The following is a 17,837-nucleotide window of genomic DNA, read 5'->3' as shown; positions in this document are numbered from 1 at the left end:
CCAAGGAAGCAGGAAAAGGCAATGCACGTAGGAAGTTTCGTGTTGGCGGCCCGGTTCCCGGGGCAGGGCGACGGGGAGGCGCTGCACCGCGCGGTCCGCTCCGCCGAGGTCGCCGAGGAAGCGGGGCTCGACACGGTCTGGCTGGCCGAGCACCACTTCGTGCCGTACGGCACCTGTCCGTCCGCGATCACGCTGGCCGCGCTGCTGCTCGGCCGCACCGAGCGGCTGCGGGTCGGCACGGCGGTCAGCGTGCTGCCCACCGCGCACCCGGTGGCCCTCGGCGAACAGGCCGCGCTGCTGCACATCACCTCCGGCGGGCGGTTCTCCCTGGGCGTGGGGCGCGGCGGGCCGTGGGTCGACCTGGAGGTGTTCGGCTCGGGTCTTCGGGCGTACGAGGAGGGGTTCCCGGAATCACTCGATCTGCTCATGCGCTGGCTGCGCGAGCCCTCGGTCGCGGCCGCCGGGGAGCGTTTCGGTTTCCGTGAAGTCCCCGTCGTACCAAGGCCGTCGGAGTGCCTCACGGACGCCGAGGGGCCCGAGGTCGTCGTCGCGTGCACGTCGCCGGCGAGCGTGCGCCTCGCGGCCGAGCGCGGGCTGCCGATGCTGCTGGGGATGCATGTGGGCGACGAGGAGAAGGCCGAGATGGTCGCCCTGTGGCGGCAGCACGCCCGCGCGGCCGGGCGTCCGGCTGAGGAGATCCTCGGCGCGGCCCATGTCTCGGCCGGCGTCTGCCAGATCGCGGACCGGCGCACGGACGCGGTCGAGACCCTCACGAAGGCGATGCCTGGCTGGCTCCGGCAGGGCCTGGAGGCCCATGTGACGGTGGACGGCCGCCATCGCGCGATGCGCGACCCGCTGGCGTACACCGAACTGCTCTGCGGGCTGCACCCCGTGGGCACCCCGCGCCTGTGCGCCGACCGCCTGGCGGCGACCAGCGAGCGGACCGGAATCTCCCGTTTCGCCCTGCTCGTCGAGGGCTCGGGCGACCTGGCGGCGACCGAGGAGAACGTACGGCGACTGGGCGCCGAAGTACTTCCGCACCTCGGCTGAACCGCCCCGCCGAGGATGCACGGCCGCGTCACACCGGAAGACCCGGTCCGCCAGAAGGGCTTGCCGCCCCCGTACTGAATGCACCTCCCGCGTAAGGAGCGGCAAGCAAGCGGGTCACTGCGTCAGCAGTCCCTGAATTCCGGGGACTGGTTCAGCACCTGACTGCGGACCGAGGTGAAGCGGGCATGCGTCTCGTCGACCGAGACGTCAAGCGGGAACACCGCCACCCGGTGGCAGTTCTGGAAGGCCAGTCGCACCCCGAAGTGCCGCTGCAGCGCGCCGCGTATCGCGTCACTCGCAAGCGCACGCAGCAGCTGGCCACGTGCCTGCTCGTCCGGCGGGGGCGTCTGGTTGTCGGCGAACTGACCGCCGTCGACCTTCAGCTGAGCCACCAGGGAGCTGATCATCTCCCACGCATAAGGCAGGGAGGTCCGGACGCAGTCGACGAAGGCGGCTTCGTCGACCTCGCCTCGCTCGGCCTGTTCGAGTAGGGCCGGTGAGACGTCGAGCGACATGGGTTCTCCTCTCGCACCCCCAGAACACCAGGGGTTGCCGGACAGATAAGGGAGTTCGCGATATCGGACACTCTGCGTACACGCCTCGCGACCTCCCGTTTAATACGGTAGGCAACAGACGGTGACGGCACCAGGAGAATGCGTACATGGGCGGTCCTCGTTAGGCCCACAATCGGCCAGAAATGAACAGGGGCAGTCCGGGGTCATACGGACTCCCCCAGGGCGAATCGCGTCGACCGGGACCCGTCGAGTAGCGTTGCCGACCATGCGTCTCGTCATTGCCCGATGCTCCGTCGACTACGCGGGCCGGCTCACCGCCCACCTGCCCTCGGCGCCCCGTCTGATCCTGGTCAAGGCGGACGGCAGCGTCTCGATCCACGCGGACGACCGGGCCTACAAGCCCCTGAACTGGATGTCGCCGCCCTGCACGCTGAAGGAGGGGGATGGCGAGCAGCAGGACGTCTGGACGGTCACGAACAAGGCGGGCGAGAAGCTCATCATCACGATGGAGGAGATCCTCCACGACTCCTCGCACGAACTCGGCGTGGATCCTGGCCTGATCAAGGACGGTGTGGAAGCTCACCTCCAGGAACTGCTCGCCGACCGCATCGAAACCCTCGGCGAGGGCTACACGCTCATCCGCCGCGAGTACATGACGGCCATCGGGCCGGTCGACATCCTGTGCCGGGACGCCGAGGGCCGGACGGTCGCCGTCGAGATCAAGCGACGCGGCGAGATCGACGGCGTGGAGCAGCTCACGCGCTATCTGGAGCTGCTGAACCGGGATCCCCATCTCGCACCGGTCCGGGGCATCTTCGCGGCCCAGGAGATCAAGCCGCAGGCCCGGGTCCTCGCCACGGACCGCGGCATCGGCTGCCAGGTCCTGGACTACGACGCGATGCGCGGGATCGAGGACGACAAGTTGCGGTTGTTCTGACCGCCGATTCCTGACTGTTCTTGACAGTTTCTACGACGGTGAGGGCCGGGTCTGATGGACGGACCCGGCCCTCTTGTCTTGATCAGTGCGTCAGATCACCGCGTCCGAGCTGCCGCTCGGCGTACCCGCGTCGGTGCCCTGCGGGGCGCTCGCGGAGCTGGTGGTCTCCGTCGGGCCGGAGGAAGCCGGTCCGCTGGCCGAGTCGGAGGTCGACGGTGTGGTCGACGGCTCGGGCGGCTGGGACGTGGTCGGTGTCGGTGTCGGTGTCGGCGTGGGGGTCGGCGTGGGGGTCGGGGACCCGGGCGTCGTCGGAGTCGTCGGCGGCTTCGACGACGAGGACGGCGGCTTCGTTGTCGGCTTCGTCGGAGAACTCGACGTACCACCGCCGGAACTGTTCGTCCCGCTCGGGTCGTCCGACGGGCCCGTCGGATCGTCCGTCGGAGTCGGGTCGTCCGACGTGCCGTACGTGCCGTCGGGGCCCGGGTCCGTCGGGCGGCTCGTCGGGGTGCCGGTGTCGCCGGAACCCTCGTTGCCGCTGCCCTCCGCCTTGTCGGCGCCGAGGCTGTCGTCGCCGACCCCCTGGCTGGCGGACGGGTTGACGCCGACCTGGGTGGACGGGGTGTCGGGGTCGTTGTCGGAGGTCGCGCCGAGCGTCACCACCGTGCCGAGCACGGCCACGAGCAGCGCGCCCGAGCCGGCCGCGACGAGGTTGCGCCGGGCGAAGCCCCGGACGCCGCCGCGGACCTTGTGCGAGGTCGCCGAGGACGACGGCGAGGAGGGCGACGACGCCCGGTGGGTGACCAGCGTCGTGGCGTCCCCGCCGGGCGGGAAGGTGGCAGTCGGCACGCCTCCCGGCGGCGACTGCGACTCCTCGTACCGCGCGTCCGACACCTCCTCCCCCGCCGTGGCGCCGAACGCGGCCACCCCCGGCGTCGTACCGGAGCGGTCCGAGACCAGCGCGAGGGCGCGGCGGCCCGCGACCGTGCCGCGCTTGTCGGCGAGGGCGCCGCGCAGGCCGATGGAGGTCTCCAGCTCGGCGCGGGCCCGGTCCAGCTGGCCGCCGCAGAGCGCGAGGACGCCCAACTCGTGGTGGAAGTAGGCCTGTTCGGATACGTCACCGGCGAGGCGAGCGGCCTCGGCACCCGCCCGCAGCGCCCGCTCCCAGGCGCTCCAGTGCAGCCCCGCGGCGAACGCGGGCGCGGCCGTACGGGCCAGCTGCACGGTGGGGCTCTCCTCGCCCTCGGCGGGCGGCGTCGTACCCGGCACGAGCACCCCGAGTGCGGCGAGCACGGCGTCCGCCTCGGCGCACACGCGCTCCGGCGTGACCGAGGGGTGCCCGGCCCACCAGGCGTAGTGCCGGGCGGCGGTGAGAGCGCCGCCCTGGATGTCCTCGGCGTATCCGACGGCCTCCAGCTGGGCCTGCACGCCGGGGGCGAGCCGGTAGCGGGAGCCGACCGGCGAGACCAGCCCGCAGTCGGCCAGCTCGCCCAGCGCGGCGTCGGCGTGGGTGTCACCGACCAGCGCCGGCAGATGCGCCTGGTGCGGCACCTCGCCGCCGAGCGCGACGGCGAACTTCAGGGTGGCGCGGGCCGAGGCGCTGAGCCGCGAGGCGAGCAGCGGCGCGGGGCCGGCTGCCTCGCCGAGCGACGGCAGCGGCACCTCCTCGCCGCCGGTCTCGCCACCGAACGGCGCGTCGACGGGGGCCGCGTCCTCGAAGACCCCGTACTCGTCGACGGCGTCCACCCCGGCCCGCAGCAGGTCGCGCTGCCGCAGCAGCGCCCCGGCCTGGACGAACCGCAGCGGCAGGCCCTCCGACTCGAACCACAGGTCGCCCGCCCAGTTCAACTCGTCCTCGGTGAGGACCCGGCCGACGCAGCGCTCCAGGAGCTCCACGCTCGCGGGACGGTCGAGACCGCCGAGGGCGACGTCCTCGATACCGGAACCGGCGGACGGCGCCGGCACATCGGGCGTGACGCCGACCACGAAGGCGCACTCGGGGGTCGCGTCCAGCAGCTCGTCGAGCGCGGCGCCGCCGAACTCGAGGTCGTCCAGGACGACGACGGCGCCGACCTCACGGACACAGGTGAGCAGTTCGTCCGGTTCCGGGCGGTGCAGGGGGGCGCTGTAGACGGCGTAGAAGAGGTCGTGCAGCAGATCGGCGGGCGTGCGGTGGAAGCCGGTGAGGCGGACCACGCCGTCGGGGGCGAGGTCCGCGCAGTCCTCGGCGACGAGGTCGAGGAGGCTGGTGCGACCGGCGCCCGGGGAGCCGACGAGGCGCACGGAGCGGCCGCGGGCGAGCAGCCGTACCAGCTCTTCGCGCTCGTCCTGGCGGGCCAGCAGCGGCTGGGCGGGACGGGTCGGGCCGGGCGGCACGGGCGGTTTGGCGGCGCGGTCGGCTTCGGCGCGGTCGGCCGGGCTCAGCTTCTCGGGCCGCGCAGGGCGCTCCGCCGGCGGGCAGACCTCTATCTCGCTGCCGTCGACGGGGTTGACGGTGAGCAGGTAGTCGCCCGAGACCAGTTGCACCGTGCGGGCGAGTGCGGGCGCGTGCTGTCCGAAGTCGGTTGTGAGGGGATCCCTGGGCGGGCGCTGGCGCGACGCCTGGCCGTCGCCGTCGTGTCCGTACTCCTCGGGTCCCCGGTTGTTCGGGTCCATAGCTTCAAGCCCCCCAAAAGCGTCGTGTGCTGCGGGTCCTGGCCCCTCCCGGCCTTTGCACACTGCGCTGTCGCTTCTGGTCCGGGCCCGCTCGAAGGGGTTTGTCTGATCGGCGGGCAGCCGAACCCTAAACCTTCGCACAGTATCTACGACAGGTCGGGGTACCGCGCCGTCCGAGACATCACAGTCTCGTGAGGATTGTGCCCCACGTACGCTTCGCAGACGGAACGCCCGACTGTCCCGCCCCACCCATGCCGGGCGTCACACCCGGGGCAGGGACTCCACCCCGATGCCGCCCTCGATCGCCAGGATCCGGTGCAGCCGGGTGGCCACCAGCAGGCGCTGCATCTGCGGCGGTACGCCGCGCAGCACCAGGCGCCGGCCGCAACGGCCGGCCCGCCGGTGGGCCCCCATGATCACCCCGAGTCCGGTGGCGTCCCAGGAGTCCAGCTCGGACAGGTCGAGCACCAGATCGCCGACTCCGTCGTCGACGGCCGAGTGCAGAACCGTACGGGCGTCCGCCGCGCTGCGGACGTCGAGGACGCCCCCGACGACCAGTTCGGCGTGGTCGCCCCTGATGTGCATATGCGCTCCCCAAGCGTGCGTTCGTGCTCCGCGATGCGTTGTCTGTGGATGTGGCTGTGGCTGTGTTTGCTATGAGTCTTCGCTGTGGCGGGTGATGCAACCTCTGACTGCGTTGAGCGGTCAGAGGTTGCCGTCTGTAAGCGAACCGATACCGAATTCACCCCATCGCGTGATGGGCGCGGGGGCTGTGCGGTGGTCTACGAAACCTCAGTAGCTGTAAAAGCCTTGCCCGCTCTTGCGGCCGATGTCACCCGCGTCCACCATCCGGCGCATCAGCTCCGGCGGGGCGAACTTCTCGTCCTGGGACTCGGTGTAGATGTTGCTGGTGGCGTGCAGCAGGATGTCGACGCCGGTGAGGTCCGCGGTGGCGAGCGGGCCCATGGCGTGACCGAAGCCCAGCTTGCAGGCGAGGTCGATGTCCTCGGCGGTGGCGACGCCCGACTCGTACAGCTTGGCGGCCTCGACGACGAGGGCCGAGATGAGCCGGGTCGTCACGAAGCCGGCGACATCCCGGTTGACGACGATGCAGGTCTTGCCGACGGACTCGGCGAACTCCCGTGCGGTGGCGAGGGTTTCGTCACTCGTCTTGTAGCCGCGGACCAGCTCGCACAGCTGCATCATCGGGACCGGCGAGAAGAAGTGCACACCGACGACCCGCTCGGGGCGCTCGGTGGCCGCCGCGATCTTGGTGATCGGGATCGCGGAGGTGTTGGAGGCGAGCACGGCGTCGTCCCGCACGATCTTGTCGAGCGCGCGGAAGATCTCGTGCTTGACCTCGAGCTTCTCGAAGACGGCCTCGACGACGACGTCCGCGTCGGCGGCGGCGTCCAGGTCGGTGGTCGCGGTGATACGGGCGAGGGCGGCGTCGGCGTCGTGCGCCTCCAGCTTGCCCTTGCTGACGAACTTGTCGTACGACGCCTTGATGCCGTCGGTGCCGCGCTTCAGCGCCTCGTCGGTGACGTCACGCAGGACCACGTCCCACCCCGCCTGAGCGGAGACCTGGGCGATCCCGGAACCCATCAAGCCGGCGCCGATGACGGCAAGCTTCCGTGCCACTGTTGCGACTCCCCTTTGAAACGCCTTACACCCTGTTTAGGTTGCCTCTTCGGCGGACCTTAGCGCTCGTGAGGGACTGTGTGACCGGTTAGTAACGCGAGTCACGTCTCATCTGACGGACATCACACCGGCACGGGTCATTGAGCGCCTCGGACGGCGTAGTTGAGCACCTTCTCGCTCAACAGCTCCTCGATGTCGTCGAGAAGCACGAGCACCTCCCGTGATACTTCGTCCGGATTGCGCCCCTTGAGCATCTCGCGGCCGACGGTGACGAAGACCGTCTGATGACACCAGGAGATCTGACCGGCTATCAGGCCCGAGAGCGGGTCGCCGTCGGGCGCGCCGGCCTCCTCGCGGAGGGTGGCTTCGAGGTGGTCGTGGATCTCCTGCTGGAGGCTCCAGAGCCGGGAGCGCAGCGGCGGCGCCTCGTGGATGACGCGCATGAAGCGGTCGTAGCCCGCCATGAGGCCGATCCGCGGCGAGACCGCCTCGACCTCGGCGCGCAGCTCGCGCAGCACGGCCCGGGCGGCCGACTCCCCCTCGTCCCGGGCGCGCACCCAGCGGGAGAGCTGCTCGACGACACCGGCGGAGCGGTCGAAGAAGAGGTCCTCCTTGGCCGGGAAGTAGTTGTAGACGGTGTTCACGGAGACGTCCGCGGCCTCCGCCACGTCCGCGATGGTCACCGCCAGGAACCCGTGCTCCAGGAACAGCCCGGTGGCGATGTCCGAGATGCGCTGCCGTGTCTCGCGCTTCTTCCGTTCCCTGAGCCCCTCAGCCATGGTCCACATCCTAACTTCGCTGGACCCTCTGAAACTTTGGAGCCATTGCAAAATTTAAGAGACTCTGTTTTTCTGGGGCCATGCCCATCATCAGTACGGCCGGACTGGCCCGTACCTTCCAGACCAAGCTCGGCCCGGTCCAGGCCGTGCGCGGCATCGACCTCGCCGTCCGCGAGGGCGAGATCCTCGGCTTCCTGGGCCCGAACGGGGCGGGTAAGACGACGACCCTGCGGATGCTGACGACTTTGCTGGCGCCCACCGGGGGCGCGGCCACCGTCGCGGGCCGCGATCTCGCGACCGACCCCGCCGGGGTGCGCCGGGCGTGCGGATACGTGGCCCAGTCGGGCGGCGTCGACCCGCAGATCTCCGTGCGTGAGGAACTCGTCACCCAGGGCCGCCTGTACCGCCTGACGAAGACGCAGGCGGTCCGGCGGTCCGAGGAGTTGGCCCGCGACCTGGGCCTGACCGACCTCCTCGACCGCAAGGCGGGCGCCCTCTCCGGCGGCCAGCGGCGCCGCCTCGACATCGCGATGGCGCTCACCCACCGCCCGAAGGTCCTGTTCCTCGACGAGCCGACGACCGGCCTCGACCCCGGCAGCCGGGCCGACCTGTGGGACCTGATCCGGCACCTGCGCGACGAGCACGGCACGACGGTGTTCCTGACCACCCACTACCTCGACGAGGCCGACGCCCTCTCCGACCGCCTGGTCGTCGTCGACCAGGGCGTGGTCGTGGCGGAGGGCACGCCGAGCGCGCTGAAGCTGCGGTACGGCGGCTCGATCGACGCCTCCCTCCAGGACACGTTCCTCGCTATCACCGGCCGCAGCGCCACGCCGGCCGACGCCGCCCCCGTAGCCGTATAGGAATCCCCCGAAGATGCTGCTTCACGACACCGCGCTGATCTACGGCCGCTATCTGCGCCAGTCCCTGCGCTCCCGCTTCGCCCTGCTCTTCGGCGTGCTGATGCCGCTGCTGTACCTGCTCTTCTTCGGCCCGCTCCTGACCGACCTGCCGCTCGGCGGACGCGGCAGCTCGTGGCAGGTGCTGGTGCCCGGACTGCTGCTCCAACTCGGCTTGTTCGGGGCGTCGTTCGCCGGCTTCACGATCATCATCGAGAAGAGTCAGGGCGTGGTGGAGCGGATGCGGGTGACGCCCGTCAGCCGCCTCGCCCTGCTGCTGGGGCGCGTTCTGCGCGACGCCACCGTGTTCGTCTTCCAGGCGGTGCTGCTGGTGCTGGCGTCGCTGGCGATGGGGCTACGGGCTCCCCTGCCCGGGGTGCTGATCGGCTTCGCGTTCGTCGCGCTGCTGACGGTGTCGCTGGCCTCGCTGTCGTACGCGCTCGCCATGAAGGTCCGCACACCGCAGGAGTTCGGCCCGGCGATCAACGCCATGACGATGCCGATGATGCTGCTGTCGGGCCTGATGCTGCCGATGACGCTGGGGCCGAGGTGGCTGGACGTCCTCTCCCACTTCGTACCGTTCCGCTATCTGGTGGACGCGGTGCGGGACGCGTACGTCGGCTCGTACGCGACGGCGCCCATGCTGTACGGCGTCCTGGTCGCGGTCGCCTTCGCCGCGCTGGCCGTGACGGTGGGCACACGCGTGTTCCGAACCGCCGGAGCGTAACTACGCTGGCCACATGGTCAATCTGACGCGCATCTACACCAGGACCGGCGACCAGGGCACCACCGCCCTCGGCGACATGAGCCGGGTCGCCAAGACCGATCTGCGGATCTCGGCGTACGCCGACGCCAACGAGGCGAACGCGGTGATCGGCACGGCGATCGCACTGGGCGGGCTCGACGAGGAGATCGTCAAGGTCCTCACCCGCGTGCAGAACGACCTGTTCGACGTGGGTGCGGACCTGTCGACGCCGGTGGTGGAGAACCCGCAGTTCCCGCCGCTGCGGGTCGAGCAGTTCTACATCGACAAGCTGGAGGCGGACTGCGACCACTTCAACGAGCAGCTGGAGAAGCTGCGGTCCTTCATCCTGCCGGGTGGTACGCCGGGTGCGGCCCTGCTGCACCAGGCCTGCACGGTCGTTCGGCGGGCCGAGCGCTCGACGTGGGCGGCGCTGGAGGTCCACGGCGAGGTGATGAACCCACTGACGGCGACCTACCTGAACCGCCTGTCCGACCTCCTGTTCATCCTCGCGAGGAGCGCGAACAAGGAGGTCGGGGACGTGCTGTGGGTGCCGGGCGGGGAGCGCTAGGCCGCCGATACCCGGCTCATGGCCGGACGCGCTCCTTGTCCGTCGTGAGCCGGGGCTCCTCCTCGCCGACCGGGGCCTTCTTCGGCCAGATCCAGTACCCCAGGGCGATCAGGCCGTAGATGCCGACCGTGCGGATCGCCACCCACTGGAAGGCGCGCAGGGAGCTGACGTCGCCGGAGTCGCCGACGTACCAGACGGCCAGCTGGAGCAGGCCCAGGGCCACCGCACCCCCGTACACCGCCCGCAGCCACAGCCTGGCCTCGTGGCGGGTGCGGGCGCGGCCGTAGCGGGGCGGCTTCCGCGGGGGCGGGCCGCCGCCCAGGCGGTGGGCGGCGTGGCCGTCGAGCCAGCGGATCGTGTAGTGGCCGAAGGCGACGGTGTAACCGATGTAGAGCGCGGCCAGACCGTGCTCCCAGCCCGGCTCGGCGCCCCTCTTCAGGTCGATCGCCGTCGCGACGAACAGAACCAGCTCCAGCACCGGCTCGCACAGCAGCAACACCACGCTCGTACGGCGCCACTTCAGCAGGTAGCGGACGGCGAGGCCCAGGGCCAGCAGCACCCAGAAGCCGACCTCGCAGGCGATGATGAGGGCGACGATCACAACATGCTCCCTTCGGTCACCCTCCCAGGCTCCCGTCGGGACCGGCCGCTTTCGTCGTCGGCGGTGACGAAGTGGCGGTACATCGAAAGATGCAGTCCAGGACCCTCCCCCGGAATCAGGCGCCGGGTGCCCGGCCCGTGTTGGATGGGGACATGGCCGTACGACTGCCCCGCCCGCACCGCTTCGACGTGTGCGTCGCGCTCGCCGGACTGCTCGGTGGTCTGCTGCTGTGGGGCGTGGGCCTCGCGACCCGGCCGGCCCGCGAGCCGATCGTGCTCCTCGACGGCCGCTGGTGGATCCTGCTGCCGCTGGTCGTGACCGCCGGCTGCGAGGCCGCGCGCCGCGTCCTGCCACGCACGGCCCTGCTGGTGGGGTGGGTCGTGCTGACCGTGGACACCATCACCCAGGGCAACCTGGTCACCGTCCTGATGTTCACCGACCTCGTGTACGCGGCCGTGGTGTACGGGCCACCGGCCACCGCGCGCCGCGTCCCCTGGATCACCGGGCTGCTCACGGTGGCCGGCACGGTGGTGCCCGTCGCGGTGTGGCGGGAGCCCGAGGCGCTGCTGATCGGCGTGGTCATCGGCCTGGTCGGGCTGACGCCGGCCCTCACCGGCTGGCTCGTCCGCAACCACCGCGACGCCGCCGAGGCCGCCCGCCTGCGCGCCGAACAGACCGCGCTGCTGGCCGAGATGGACCGCACCCAGGCCGTCACCTCGGAGCGCGCCCGCATGGCACGCGAGTTGCACGACATGGTCGCCAACCACCTCTCCGCGATCGCCATCCACTCCACGGCCGCGCTCTCCCTCGACGACCCGAAGACCTCCCGGGAGGCCCTCTCGGTCATCCGGGAGAACAGCGTCGAGGGGCTCGCCGAGATGCGCCGGCTCATCGGCATCCTGCGCGACTCCAGCGGCGACACGGCGCCGGTCGCCGCCCCCACGCTCAACGGCCTCGGCGCCCTGGTCGACGGCGCCCGCACCAACGGCCTCGACGTCACCCTCGACGCCGCCCACGGCACCGTCCCCACCCCGGTCGAGCTCGCCGCCTACCGCATCGTCCAGGAATCCCTGACCAACGCCCTCAAGCACGCCTGCCCCGGCCGCGTCCGCGTGGTCATCGCCCAGCAGGACGGTTCGCTCACCGTCTCCGTCACCAGCCCGTTCGGCGACCGGGACGGACCGCGGGCGCCGGGCTCGGGCGCGGGTCTGGTCGGCATGCAGGAGCGGGCCGCGCTGCTGGGCGGCTGCTTCGAGGCCGGCCCCGTCGAGGATCCGGCCTCGGCCAACGGCAAGATCTGGGCCGTACGCGCCACACTCCCCGTGACCGAAGGAGACAGAGAATGATCCGCGTCCTGGTCGCCGAGGACCAGTCCGCCGTCCGCGCCGGGCTCGTCCTCATCCTGCGCAGCGCGCCCGGCATCGAGGTGGTCGGCGAGGCGGTGGACGGCGAGCAGGCGGTGGCCATGGCGCGCGAACTGCGGCCCGACCTGGTGCTGATGGACGTTCAGATGCCTCGTCTGGACGGGGTGTCGGCGACCCGGCAGGTGGTCGCCGAGCGGCTGGCGGACGTCCTCGTACTCACCACCTTCGACCTCGACGAGTACGTGTTCGGGGCGCTGCGGGCCGGGGCGTCGGGGTTTCTGCTGAAGAACACGGAGGCCAGGGATCTGGTCGAAGCGGTCCGCACGGTCGCACGCGGGGAGGGGCTCATCGCACCCGCTGTCACCCGCCGCCTCATCGCCGAGTTCGCCGCCAAGCCCGTGCGGGAGCCGACCGCCGATCCGGCCGTCCTCGACTCCCTCACCCGGCGCGAGCGCGAGGTGTTGTCGTGTCTCGGCGAGGGGCTGTCCAACGCCGACATCGCGGCCCGCCTCGACATGGCCGAGGCCACGGTGAAGACCCACGTCAGCCGCCTGCTGGGGAAGCTCGGGCTGCGCAGCCGGGTCCAAGCGGCCGTGCTGGCACAAGAGTTGGGCATCTAGGGGTTCGGGGCGCGACCGCGTACGAGAGTGGTCCAGACCTATTGACCCGTGGTCCAGACCTTTCTATTCTCGCGGCACCGTGGGCGTGAAGGCTCAGTCACGCCCCCAACTCCCCGAGGAGGCGCAGCATGCGCTTCAGACACAGAGCCGCGGCAGGGTTCGCGACCCTGTTGCTCCCCTTCGCCGGCCTGGTCGGCCTCGCGAGCCCCGCCGAGGCCGCGACATCCGCGACCGCCACCTACGCCAAGACCCAGGACTGGGGCTCCGGCTTCGAGGGCAAGTGGACGGTGAAGAACACCGGCACGACCTCCCTCAGCTCCTGGACGGTCGAGTGGGACTTCCCCTCCGGCACGTCCGTCACCTCCGCCTGGGACGCCGACGTCACCTCCTCCGGCGCCCACTGGACCGCCAAGAACAAGTCCTGGAACGGCACCCTCGCCCCCGGCGCCTCCGTCACCTTCGGCTTCAACGGCACCGGTACCGGCTCCCCCGCGAACTGCAAGCTGAACGGCGGCAGCTGCGACGGCGGCAGCGTCCCCGGCGACAACCCGCCGACCGCCCCCGGCACGCCCACCGCCTCCGACATCACCAACACCTCGGTGAAGCTCAGCTGGCCGGCCGCCACCGACGACAACGGCGTCAAGAACTACGACGTCCTGCGCGACGGCGCCAAGGTCGCGACGGTGACGACCACGTCGTACTCGGACACCGGCCTCAGCGCCGGCACCGACTACTCCTACACCGTCCAGGCCCGCGACACCGCCGACCAGACCGGTCCGGTGAGCGGCGCCCGCGCGGTGCGCACCACGGGCAGCACCACGGAACCGCCCCCGACCGGTGACAAGGTCAAGCTCGGCTACTTCACCGAGTGGGGCGTCTACGGCCGCAACTACCACGTCAAGAACCTGGTGACCTCGGGCTCCGCCTCGAAGATCACGCACATCAACTACGCGTTCGGCAACGTCAAGGACGGCAAGTGCGTCGTCGACGACACCTACGCCGCCTACGACAAGGCCTACACCGCCGACCAGTCCGTCAGCGGCACCGCCGACACCTGGGACCAGCCGCTGCGCGGCAACTTCAACCAGCTGCGCCAGCTGAAGGCCAAGTACCCGCACATCAAGGTGCTGTACTCCTTCGGCGGCTGGACCTACTCCGGCGGCTTCGGCCAGGCCGCGGCGAACGCGGCCGCGTTCGCCAAGTCCTGCAAGGCCGTGGTCGAGGACCCGCGCTGGGCCGACGTCTTCGACGGCATCGACATCGACTGGGAGTACCCGAACGCCTGCGGCCTGACCTGCGACACCTCCGGCGCGGCGGCCTTCAAGAACCTCTCGCAGGCACTGCGCACCGAGTTCGGCTCGAACTATCTGATCACCGCCGCCATCACGGCCGACGCCTCGTCCGGCGGCAAGATCGACGCGGCCGACTACGGCGGCGCAGCCCAGTACCTCGACTGGTACAACGTGATGACGTACGACTACTTCGGCGCCTGGGACAAGACCGGCCCCACGGCCCCGCACTCGCCGCTCACGTCGTACACCGGCATCCCGAAGGAGGGCTTCAACTCCGCCGCCGCCATAGCCAAGCTCAAGGCCAAGGGCGTCCCGGCGAGCAAGCTGCTGCTCGGCATCGGCTTCTACGGCCGCGGCTGGACCGGCGTCACCCAGTCCGCCCCCGGCGGCACGGCCACCGGCCCGGCGACCGGCACCTACGAGGCGGGCATCGAGGACTACAAGGTCCTCAAGACCTCCTGCCCGGCCACCGGCACCATCGCGGGCACCGCGTACGCCCACTGCGGCAGCAACTGGTGGTCGTACGACACACCCTCGACGATCGCCGGGAAGATGACCTGGGCCAAGAACCAGGGCCTGGGCGGCGCGTTCTTCTGGGAGTTCAGCGGCGACACCAGCAACGGCGAGCTGGTGAGCGCCATCAACAGCGGGCTGTCGTAAGGAAATTCAAAGGGCCGTTCAAGGGGTTGAAGACCCCTAGGCGACATTGACGCGCTGACCGGGCGGGGCTGCCTCCAGCCACGCGAGGAAACCGGTCAGCGCGTCTTCGCTCATGGCGAGTTCCAGGCGCGTGCCCCGGTGCAGACAGGTGAGGATCACCGCGTCGGAGAGCAGCGCCAGCTCCTCCTCACCGTCCGGGACCCGGCGGCCGGCCACCTCGATCGCGGAGCGCTCCAGGATGCGGCGCGGGCGATAGGCGTAGGAGAAGACGCGGTACCACTCGATGCGGTCGCCGTTGTAGCGGGCGACGCCGTAGCTCCAGCCCTTGCCGCTGGTGTCGGGTTTCTCCGGCACGTCCCAGCGCAGGGAACAGTCGAAAGTGCCGCCGGAGCGCTGGATGAGCCTGCGGCGCAGGCCGAAGACGAACAGCCCCAGCACCACCAGGGCGACAACGATTCCGCACACAGTCAGAGCGAGGACCATCGACACCGACCTCCTCGTCTCCTAGGTAACGGAACGGAAAAAACTTCCATATCTGCCTCAGCCGCGACCGGCACCGGATTGCTCCGGTCCCAGCCGCGGCTGAGTGACGTCATCGCGTGCACTGTCCCAGAGCCTAAAGGCCCCGGGCGGTACCCCCAGGGGTCAGCGCGTCGTCGCCGCCCGCAGGCGGACCTCCGCGCGGCGCTCGGCGGAGGCGTCGTCATCCGACTTGGCGCGCTCCAGTGCCCGCTCCGCGCGCTGGACGTCGATCTCGTCCGACAGCTCGGCGATCTCGGCCAGCAGCGACAGCTTGTCGTCCGCGAACGAGATGAAGCCGCCGTGGACCGCGGCGATGACGGTTCCACCTTCACTCGTACGGATGGTCACCGGGCCCGACTCCAGCACACCGAGCAGCGGCTGGTGACCGGGCATGACGCCGATGTCGCCGGACGTGGTGCGCGCGACGACCAGGGTGGCCTGGCCGGACCAGACCTCACGGTCGGCGGCGACCAGCGCGACGTGCAGCTCAGCAGCCAAGGTGGCTCCTCGGGTCACCACCCGGCGGTTCTGCCGGGTGTTGGTTACAAGTCTAGTAGGCGTGGATGAGGGGGCGGGACGAACCCCCGCCCCCTCATCAAGAGCTCAATGGCTCACGAAGACCGGTGCGTCAGGAGACGCCCAGCTCCTTTGCGTTCTTCTTGAGGTCCTCAAGACCACCGCACATGAAGAACGCCTGCTCCGGGAAGTGGTCGAACTCACCGTCGCAGATCGCGTTGAACGCGGTGATCGACTCGTCCAGCGGCACGTCCGAGCCGTCCACACCGGTGAACTGCTTGGCGACGTGCGTGTTCTGGGACAGGAAGCGCTCGACGCGGCGGGCACGCTGGACGACCAGCTTGTCCTCCTCGCTGAGCTCGTCGATACCGAGGATCGCGATGATGTCCTGGAGGTCCTTGTACTTCTGCAGGATCCCCTTGACACGCATGGCGGTGTTGTAGTGGTCCGCCGCGATGTAGCGGGGGTCCAGGATGCGGGACGTGGAGTCCAGCGGGTCGATCGCCGGGTAGATACCCTTCTCGGAGATCGGACGGGACAGAACCGTCGTCGCGTCGAGGTGGGCGAACGTGGTGGCCGGCGCCGGGTCGGTCAGGTCGTCCGCGGGGACGTAGATCGCCTGCATCGAGGTGATCGAGTGACCACGGGTCGAGGTGATGCGCTCCTGGAGGAGACCCATCTCGTCGGCCAGGTTCGGCTGGTAACCCACCGCGGAGGGCATACGGCCGAGCAGGGTCGACACCTCGGAACCGGCCTGCGTGAAGCGGAAGATGTTGTCGATGAAGAACAGCACGTCCTGCTTCTGGACGTCACGGAAGTACTCGGCCATGGTGAGGCCGGCCAGCGCGACGCGCAGACGGGTGCCCGGGGGCTCGTCCATCTGACCGAAGACCAGCGCGGTCTTGTCGATGACGCCCGACTCGCTCATCTCGTCGATGAGGTCGTTGCCCTCACGGGTGCGCTCACCGACACCGGCGAACACCGACACACCGTCGTGGTTGTTGGCGACGCGGTAGATCATCTCCTGGATGAGCACCGTCTTGCCGACGCCGGCACCGCCGAACAGACCGATCTTTCCACCCTTGACGTACGGGGTGAGCAGGTCGATGCACTTGACGCCGGTCTCGAACATCTCCGTCTTCGACTCGAGCTCGTCGAAGTTCGGGGCCTTGCGGTGGATGGACCAGCGCTCGCCGTCGTAGGTCTCGTCGACGTTCAGCACCTCACCGAGGGTGTTGAACACCTTGCCCTTGGTGAAGTCGCCGACCGGGACGGTGATGCCCGTGCCCGTGTCGGTGACGGCGGCCTGGCGGACCAGACCGTCGGTGGGCTGCATGGAGATGGTGCGGACCAGGCCGTCACCCAGGTGCTGGGCGACCTCCAGGGTCAGCGTCTTCTTCTCGCCCGCGTTCGCCGGGTCGGCGACCTCGACGTGGAGGGCGTTGTAGATCTCCGGCATCGCGTCGACGGGGAACTCCACGTCGACGACCGGGCCGATGACCCGGGCGACGCGGCCCGTGGCCGTCGCGGTCTCAACAGTGGTGGTCATTAGCGGTCACTCCCCGCGGTCGCGTCGGCCAGGGCTGCGGAGCCACCGACGATCTCGCTGATTTCCTGGGTGATTTCGGCCTGGCGGGCCGCGTTCGCAAGCCGGGACAGCGTCTCGATGAGCTCTCCGGCGTTGTCGGTGGCCGACTTCATCGCGCGCCGCGTGGCGGCGTGCTTCGAAGCGGCCGACTGGAGGAGCGCGTTGTAGATACGGCTCTCCACGTAGCGCGGCAGAAGGGCGTCGAGGACGTCCTCCGCCGAGGGCTCGAAGTCGTACAGCGGGAGGATCTCGCCCTTGGACGGAGCCTCCTGCGCAACCTCTTCGAGGCTGAGCGGCAGCAGACGCGCATCCAGCGCCTGCTGGGTCATCATCGAGACGAACTCGGTGTAGACGATGTGGAGCTCGTCCACCCCGCCCTCGGCCGTCGCCGTCTCGATCGCCTCGATCAGCGGAGCCGCGACCTTCTTGGCGTCCGCGTACGTGGGCTCGTCGGTGAAGCCGGTCCACGACTCCGTGATCTTGCGCTCACGGAAGTTGTAGTGGGCGACACCACGGCGGCCGACGATGTAGATCTCGACCTCCTTGCCCTCGCGCTCCAGCCGTGCGGTCAGCTGCTCCGCCGCCTTGATGGCGTTGGAGTTGAAGGCGCCGGCCAGACCACGGTCGCTCGTGAGGAGCAGCACCGCGGACCGCGTGACCGTCTCGGCCTGCGTGGTCAGCGGGTGCTTGGTGTTCGAGCCGGTGCCGACCGCCGTGACCGCGCGGGTGAGCTCGGTCGCGTAGGGCGTGGAGGCCGCCACCTTGCGCTGCGCCTTGACGACGCGCGAGGCGGCGATCATCTCCATCGCCTTCGTGATCTTCTTGGTCGCGGTGACGGATCGGATGCGACGCTTGTAGACCCGGAGCTGGGCTCCCATGAGTCAGGTC

General features: G+C 70.1%; 18 protein-coding genes. 8 read left to right on the top strand and 10 right to left on the bottom strand.

All coding sequences use genetic code 11. From position 1 onward, the window contains the following. Positions 1–21 precede the first annotated feature (21 nt). The gene (locus PBV52_RS33225; protein ID WP_274243425.1) at positions 22–1,050 is read left to right on the top strand and encodes an LLM class flavin-dependent oxidoreductase; all 1,029 of its coding nucleotides are present in this window, start codon (positions 22–24) and stop codon (positions 1,048–1,050) included. A gap of 122 nt (positions 1,051–1,172) precedes the next feature. On the opposite strand, the gene PBV52_RS33220 is transcribed toward PBV52_RS33225, so the two are convergent. After that, positions 1,173–1,565 carry an SCO5389 family protein gene (locus PBV52_RS33220; protein WP_274243424.1) on the bottom strand — a complete coding sequence of 131 codons (393 nt, stop codon included), beginning with the start codon at positions 1,563–1,565 and terminating at the stop codon, positions 1,173–1,175. 265 nt (positions 1,566–1,830) lie between these two features. On the opposite strand from PBV52_RS33220, the gene nucS reads away from it, so the two are divergent. Further along, the gene (gene nucS, locus PBV52_RS33215; RefSeq protein WP_274243423.1) at positions 1,831–2,502 is read left to right on the top strand and encodes an endonuclease NucS; all 672 of its coding nucleotides are present in this window, start codon (positions 1,831–1,833) and stop codon (positions 2,500–2,502) included. Positions 2,503–2,592: 90 nt separating this feature from the next. Here nucS and PBV52_RS33210 read toward each other — a convergent pair whose 3' ends face one another. The 4 genes from PBV52_RS33210 to PBV52_RS33195 form a co-directional block, all read right to left on the bottom strand. Further along, positions 2,593–5,154, bottom strand: a complete 2,562-nt coding sequence (locus PBV52_RS33210; protein WP_274243422.1) for an ATP-binding protein — start codon at positions 5,152–5,154, stop codon at positions 2,593–2,595. A gap of 261 nt (positions 5,155–5,415) precedes the next feature. Then, a complete protein-coding gene (locus PBV52_RS33205) occupies positions 5,416–5,739 on the bottom strand; it encodes an STAS domain-containing protein (protein ID WP_030046661.1) in 324 nt (107 codons plus the stop codon). A 207-nt stretch (positions 5,740–5,946) separates the two neighbouring features. Next, entirely contained in the window at positions 5,947–6,795 is an 849-nt protein-coding gene (locus PBV52_RS33200; RefSeq protein WP_274243421.1) for a 3-hydroxyacyl-CoA dehydrogenase family protein, read from the bottom strand. Positions 6,796–6,932: 137 nt separating this feature from the next. Continuing rightward, on the bottom strand, positions 6,933–7,574 hold the full coding sequence (locus PBV52_RS33195) for a TetR/AcrR family transcriptional regulator (protein WP_274243420.1): 642 nt from the start codon (positions 7,572–7,574) through the stop codon (positions 6,933–6,935). 80 nt (positions 7,575–7,654) lie between these two features. Between PBV52_RS33195 and PBV52_RS33190 the strand changes: the two genes are divergently transcribed. Genes PBV52_RS33190 through PBV52_RS33180 form a run of 3 tightly spaced genes read left to right on the top strand, consistent with a single transcriptional unit; the run spans position 7,655 to position 9,786 of the window. After that, on the top strand, positions 7,655–8,437 hold the full coding sequence (locus tag PBV52_RS33190; protein WP_274243419.1) for an ABC transporter ATP-binding protein: 783 nt from the start codon (positions 7,655–7,657) through the stop codon (positions 8,435–8,437). A gap of 13 nt (positions 8,438–8,450) precedes the next feature. Continuing rightward, the gene (locus PBV52_RS33185; protein ID WP_274243418.1) at positions 8,451–9,200 is read left to right on the top strand and encodes an ABC transporter permease; all 750 of its coding nucleotides are present in this window, start codon (positions 8,451–8,453) and stop codon (positions 9,198–9,200) included. Positions 9,201–9,213: 13 nt separating this feature from the next. Continuing rightward, a complete protein-coding gene (locus tag PBV52_RS33180; protein ID WP_274243417.1) occupies positions 9,214–9,786 on the top strand; it encodes a cob(I)yrinic acid a,c-diamide adenosyltransferase in 573 nt (190 codons plus the stop codon). Between the two features lie 16 nt (positions 9,787–9,802). On the opposite strand, the gene PBV52_RS33175 is transcribed toward PBV52_RS33180, so the two are convergent. After that, positions 9,803–10,387: a hypothetical protein gene (locus PBV52_RS33175; RefSeq protein WP_274243416.1), complete on the bottom strand. Its 585-nt coding sequence runs from the start codon at positions 10,385–10,387 to the stop codon at positions 9,803–9,805. Between the two features lie 152 nt (positions 10,388–10,539). On the opposite strand from PBV52_RS33175, the gene PBV52_RS33170 reads away from it, so the two are divergent. The 3 genes from PBV52_RS33170 to PBV52_RS33160 all read left to right on the top strand — a co-directional run bounded on the left by PBV52_RS33170 (position 10,540) and on the right by PBV52_RS33160 (position 14,323). Then, positions 10,540–11,733, top strand: coding sequence for a sensor histidine kinase (locus PBV52_RS33170; RefSeq protein ID WP_274243415.1), 1,194 nt, complete (start codon positions 10,540–10,542; stop codon positions 11,731–11,733). Next, positions 11,730–12,371, top strand: coding sequence for a response regulator transcription factor (locus tag PBV52_RS33165; RefSeq protein ID WP_274243414.1), 642 nt, complete (start codon positions 11,730–11,732; stop codon positions 12,369–12,371). The genes PBV52_RS33170 and PBV52_RS33165 overlap by 4 nt, the downstream gene beginning before the upstream one ends. Positions 12,372–12,499: 128 nt before the next feature. Then, positions 12,500–14,323 (top strand): glycoside hydrolase family 18 chitinase, encoded by a 1,824-nt coding sequence (locus PBV52_RS33160; protein ID WP_274243413.1) that lies wholly within the window; start codon positions 12,500–12,502, stop codon positions 14,321–14,323. 36 nt (positions 14,324–14,359) lie between these two features. Here the strand turns inward: PBV52_RS33160 and PBV52_RS33155 are convergent, their stop codons facing one another. The 4 genes from PBV52_RS33155 to PBV52_RS33140 all read right to left on the bottom strand — a co-directional run bounded on the left by PBV52_RS33155 (position 14,360) and on the right by PBV52_RS33140 (position 17,827). Continuing rightward, on the bottom strand, positions 14,360–14,806 hold the full coding sequence (locus PBV52_RS33155; protein WP_062709764.1) for a DUF2550 domain-containing protein: 447 nt from the start codon (positions 14,804–14,806) through the stop codon (positions 14,360–14,362). Positions 14,807–14,968: 162 nt separating this feature from the next. Continuing rightward, entirely contained in the window at positions 14,969–15,343 is a 375-nt protein-coding gene (locus PBV52_RS33150) for a F0F1 ATP synthase subunit epsilon (RefSeq protein ID WP_274243412.1), read from the bottom strand. Between the two features lie 130 nt (positions 15,344–15,473). Next, positions 15,474–16,910 carry a F0F1 ATP synthase subunit beta gene (gene atpD, locus PBV52_RS33145; RefSeq protein ID WP_274243411.1) on the bottom strand — a complete coding sequence of 479 codons (1,437 nt, stop codon included), beginning with the start codon at positions 16,908–16,910 and terminating at the stop codon, positions 15,474–15,476. Next, positions 16,910–17,827 (bottom strand): F0F1 ATP synthase subunit gamma, encoded by a 918-nt coding sequence (locus PBV52_RS33140; protein WP_274243410.1) that lies wholly within the window; start codon positions 17,825–17,827, stop codon positions 16,910–16,912. The genes atpD and PBV52_RS33140 overlap by 1 nt, the downstream gene beginning before the upstream one ends. Positions 17,828–17,837: the final 10 nt, after the last annotated feature.

The organism is Streptomyces sp. T12 (assembly GCF_028736035.1).
Taxonomy (GTDB): domain Bacteria; phylum Actinomycetota; class Actinomycetes; order Streptomycetales; family Streptomycetaceae; genus Streptomyces.
This window is presented reverse-complemented; position numbering and strand designations above follow the sequence as displayed.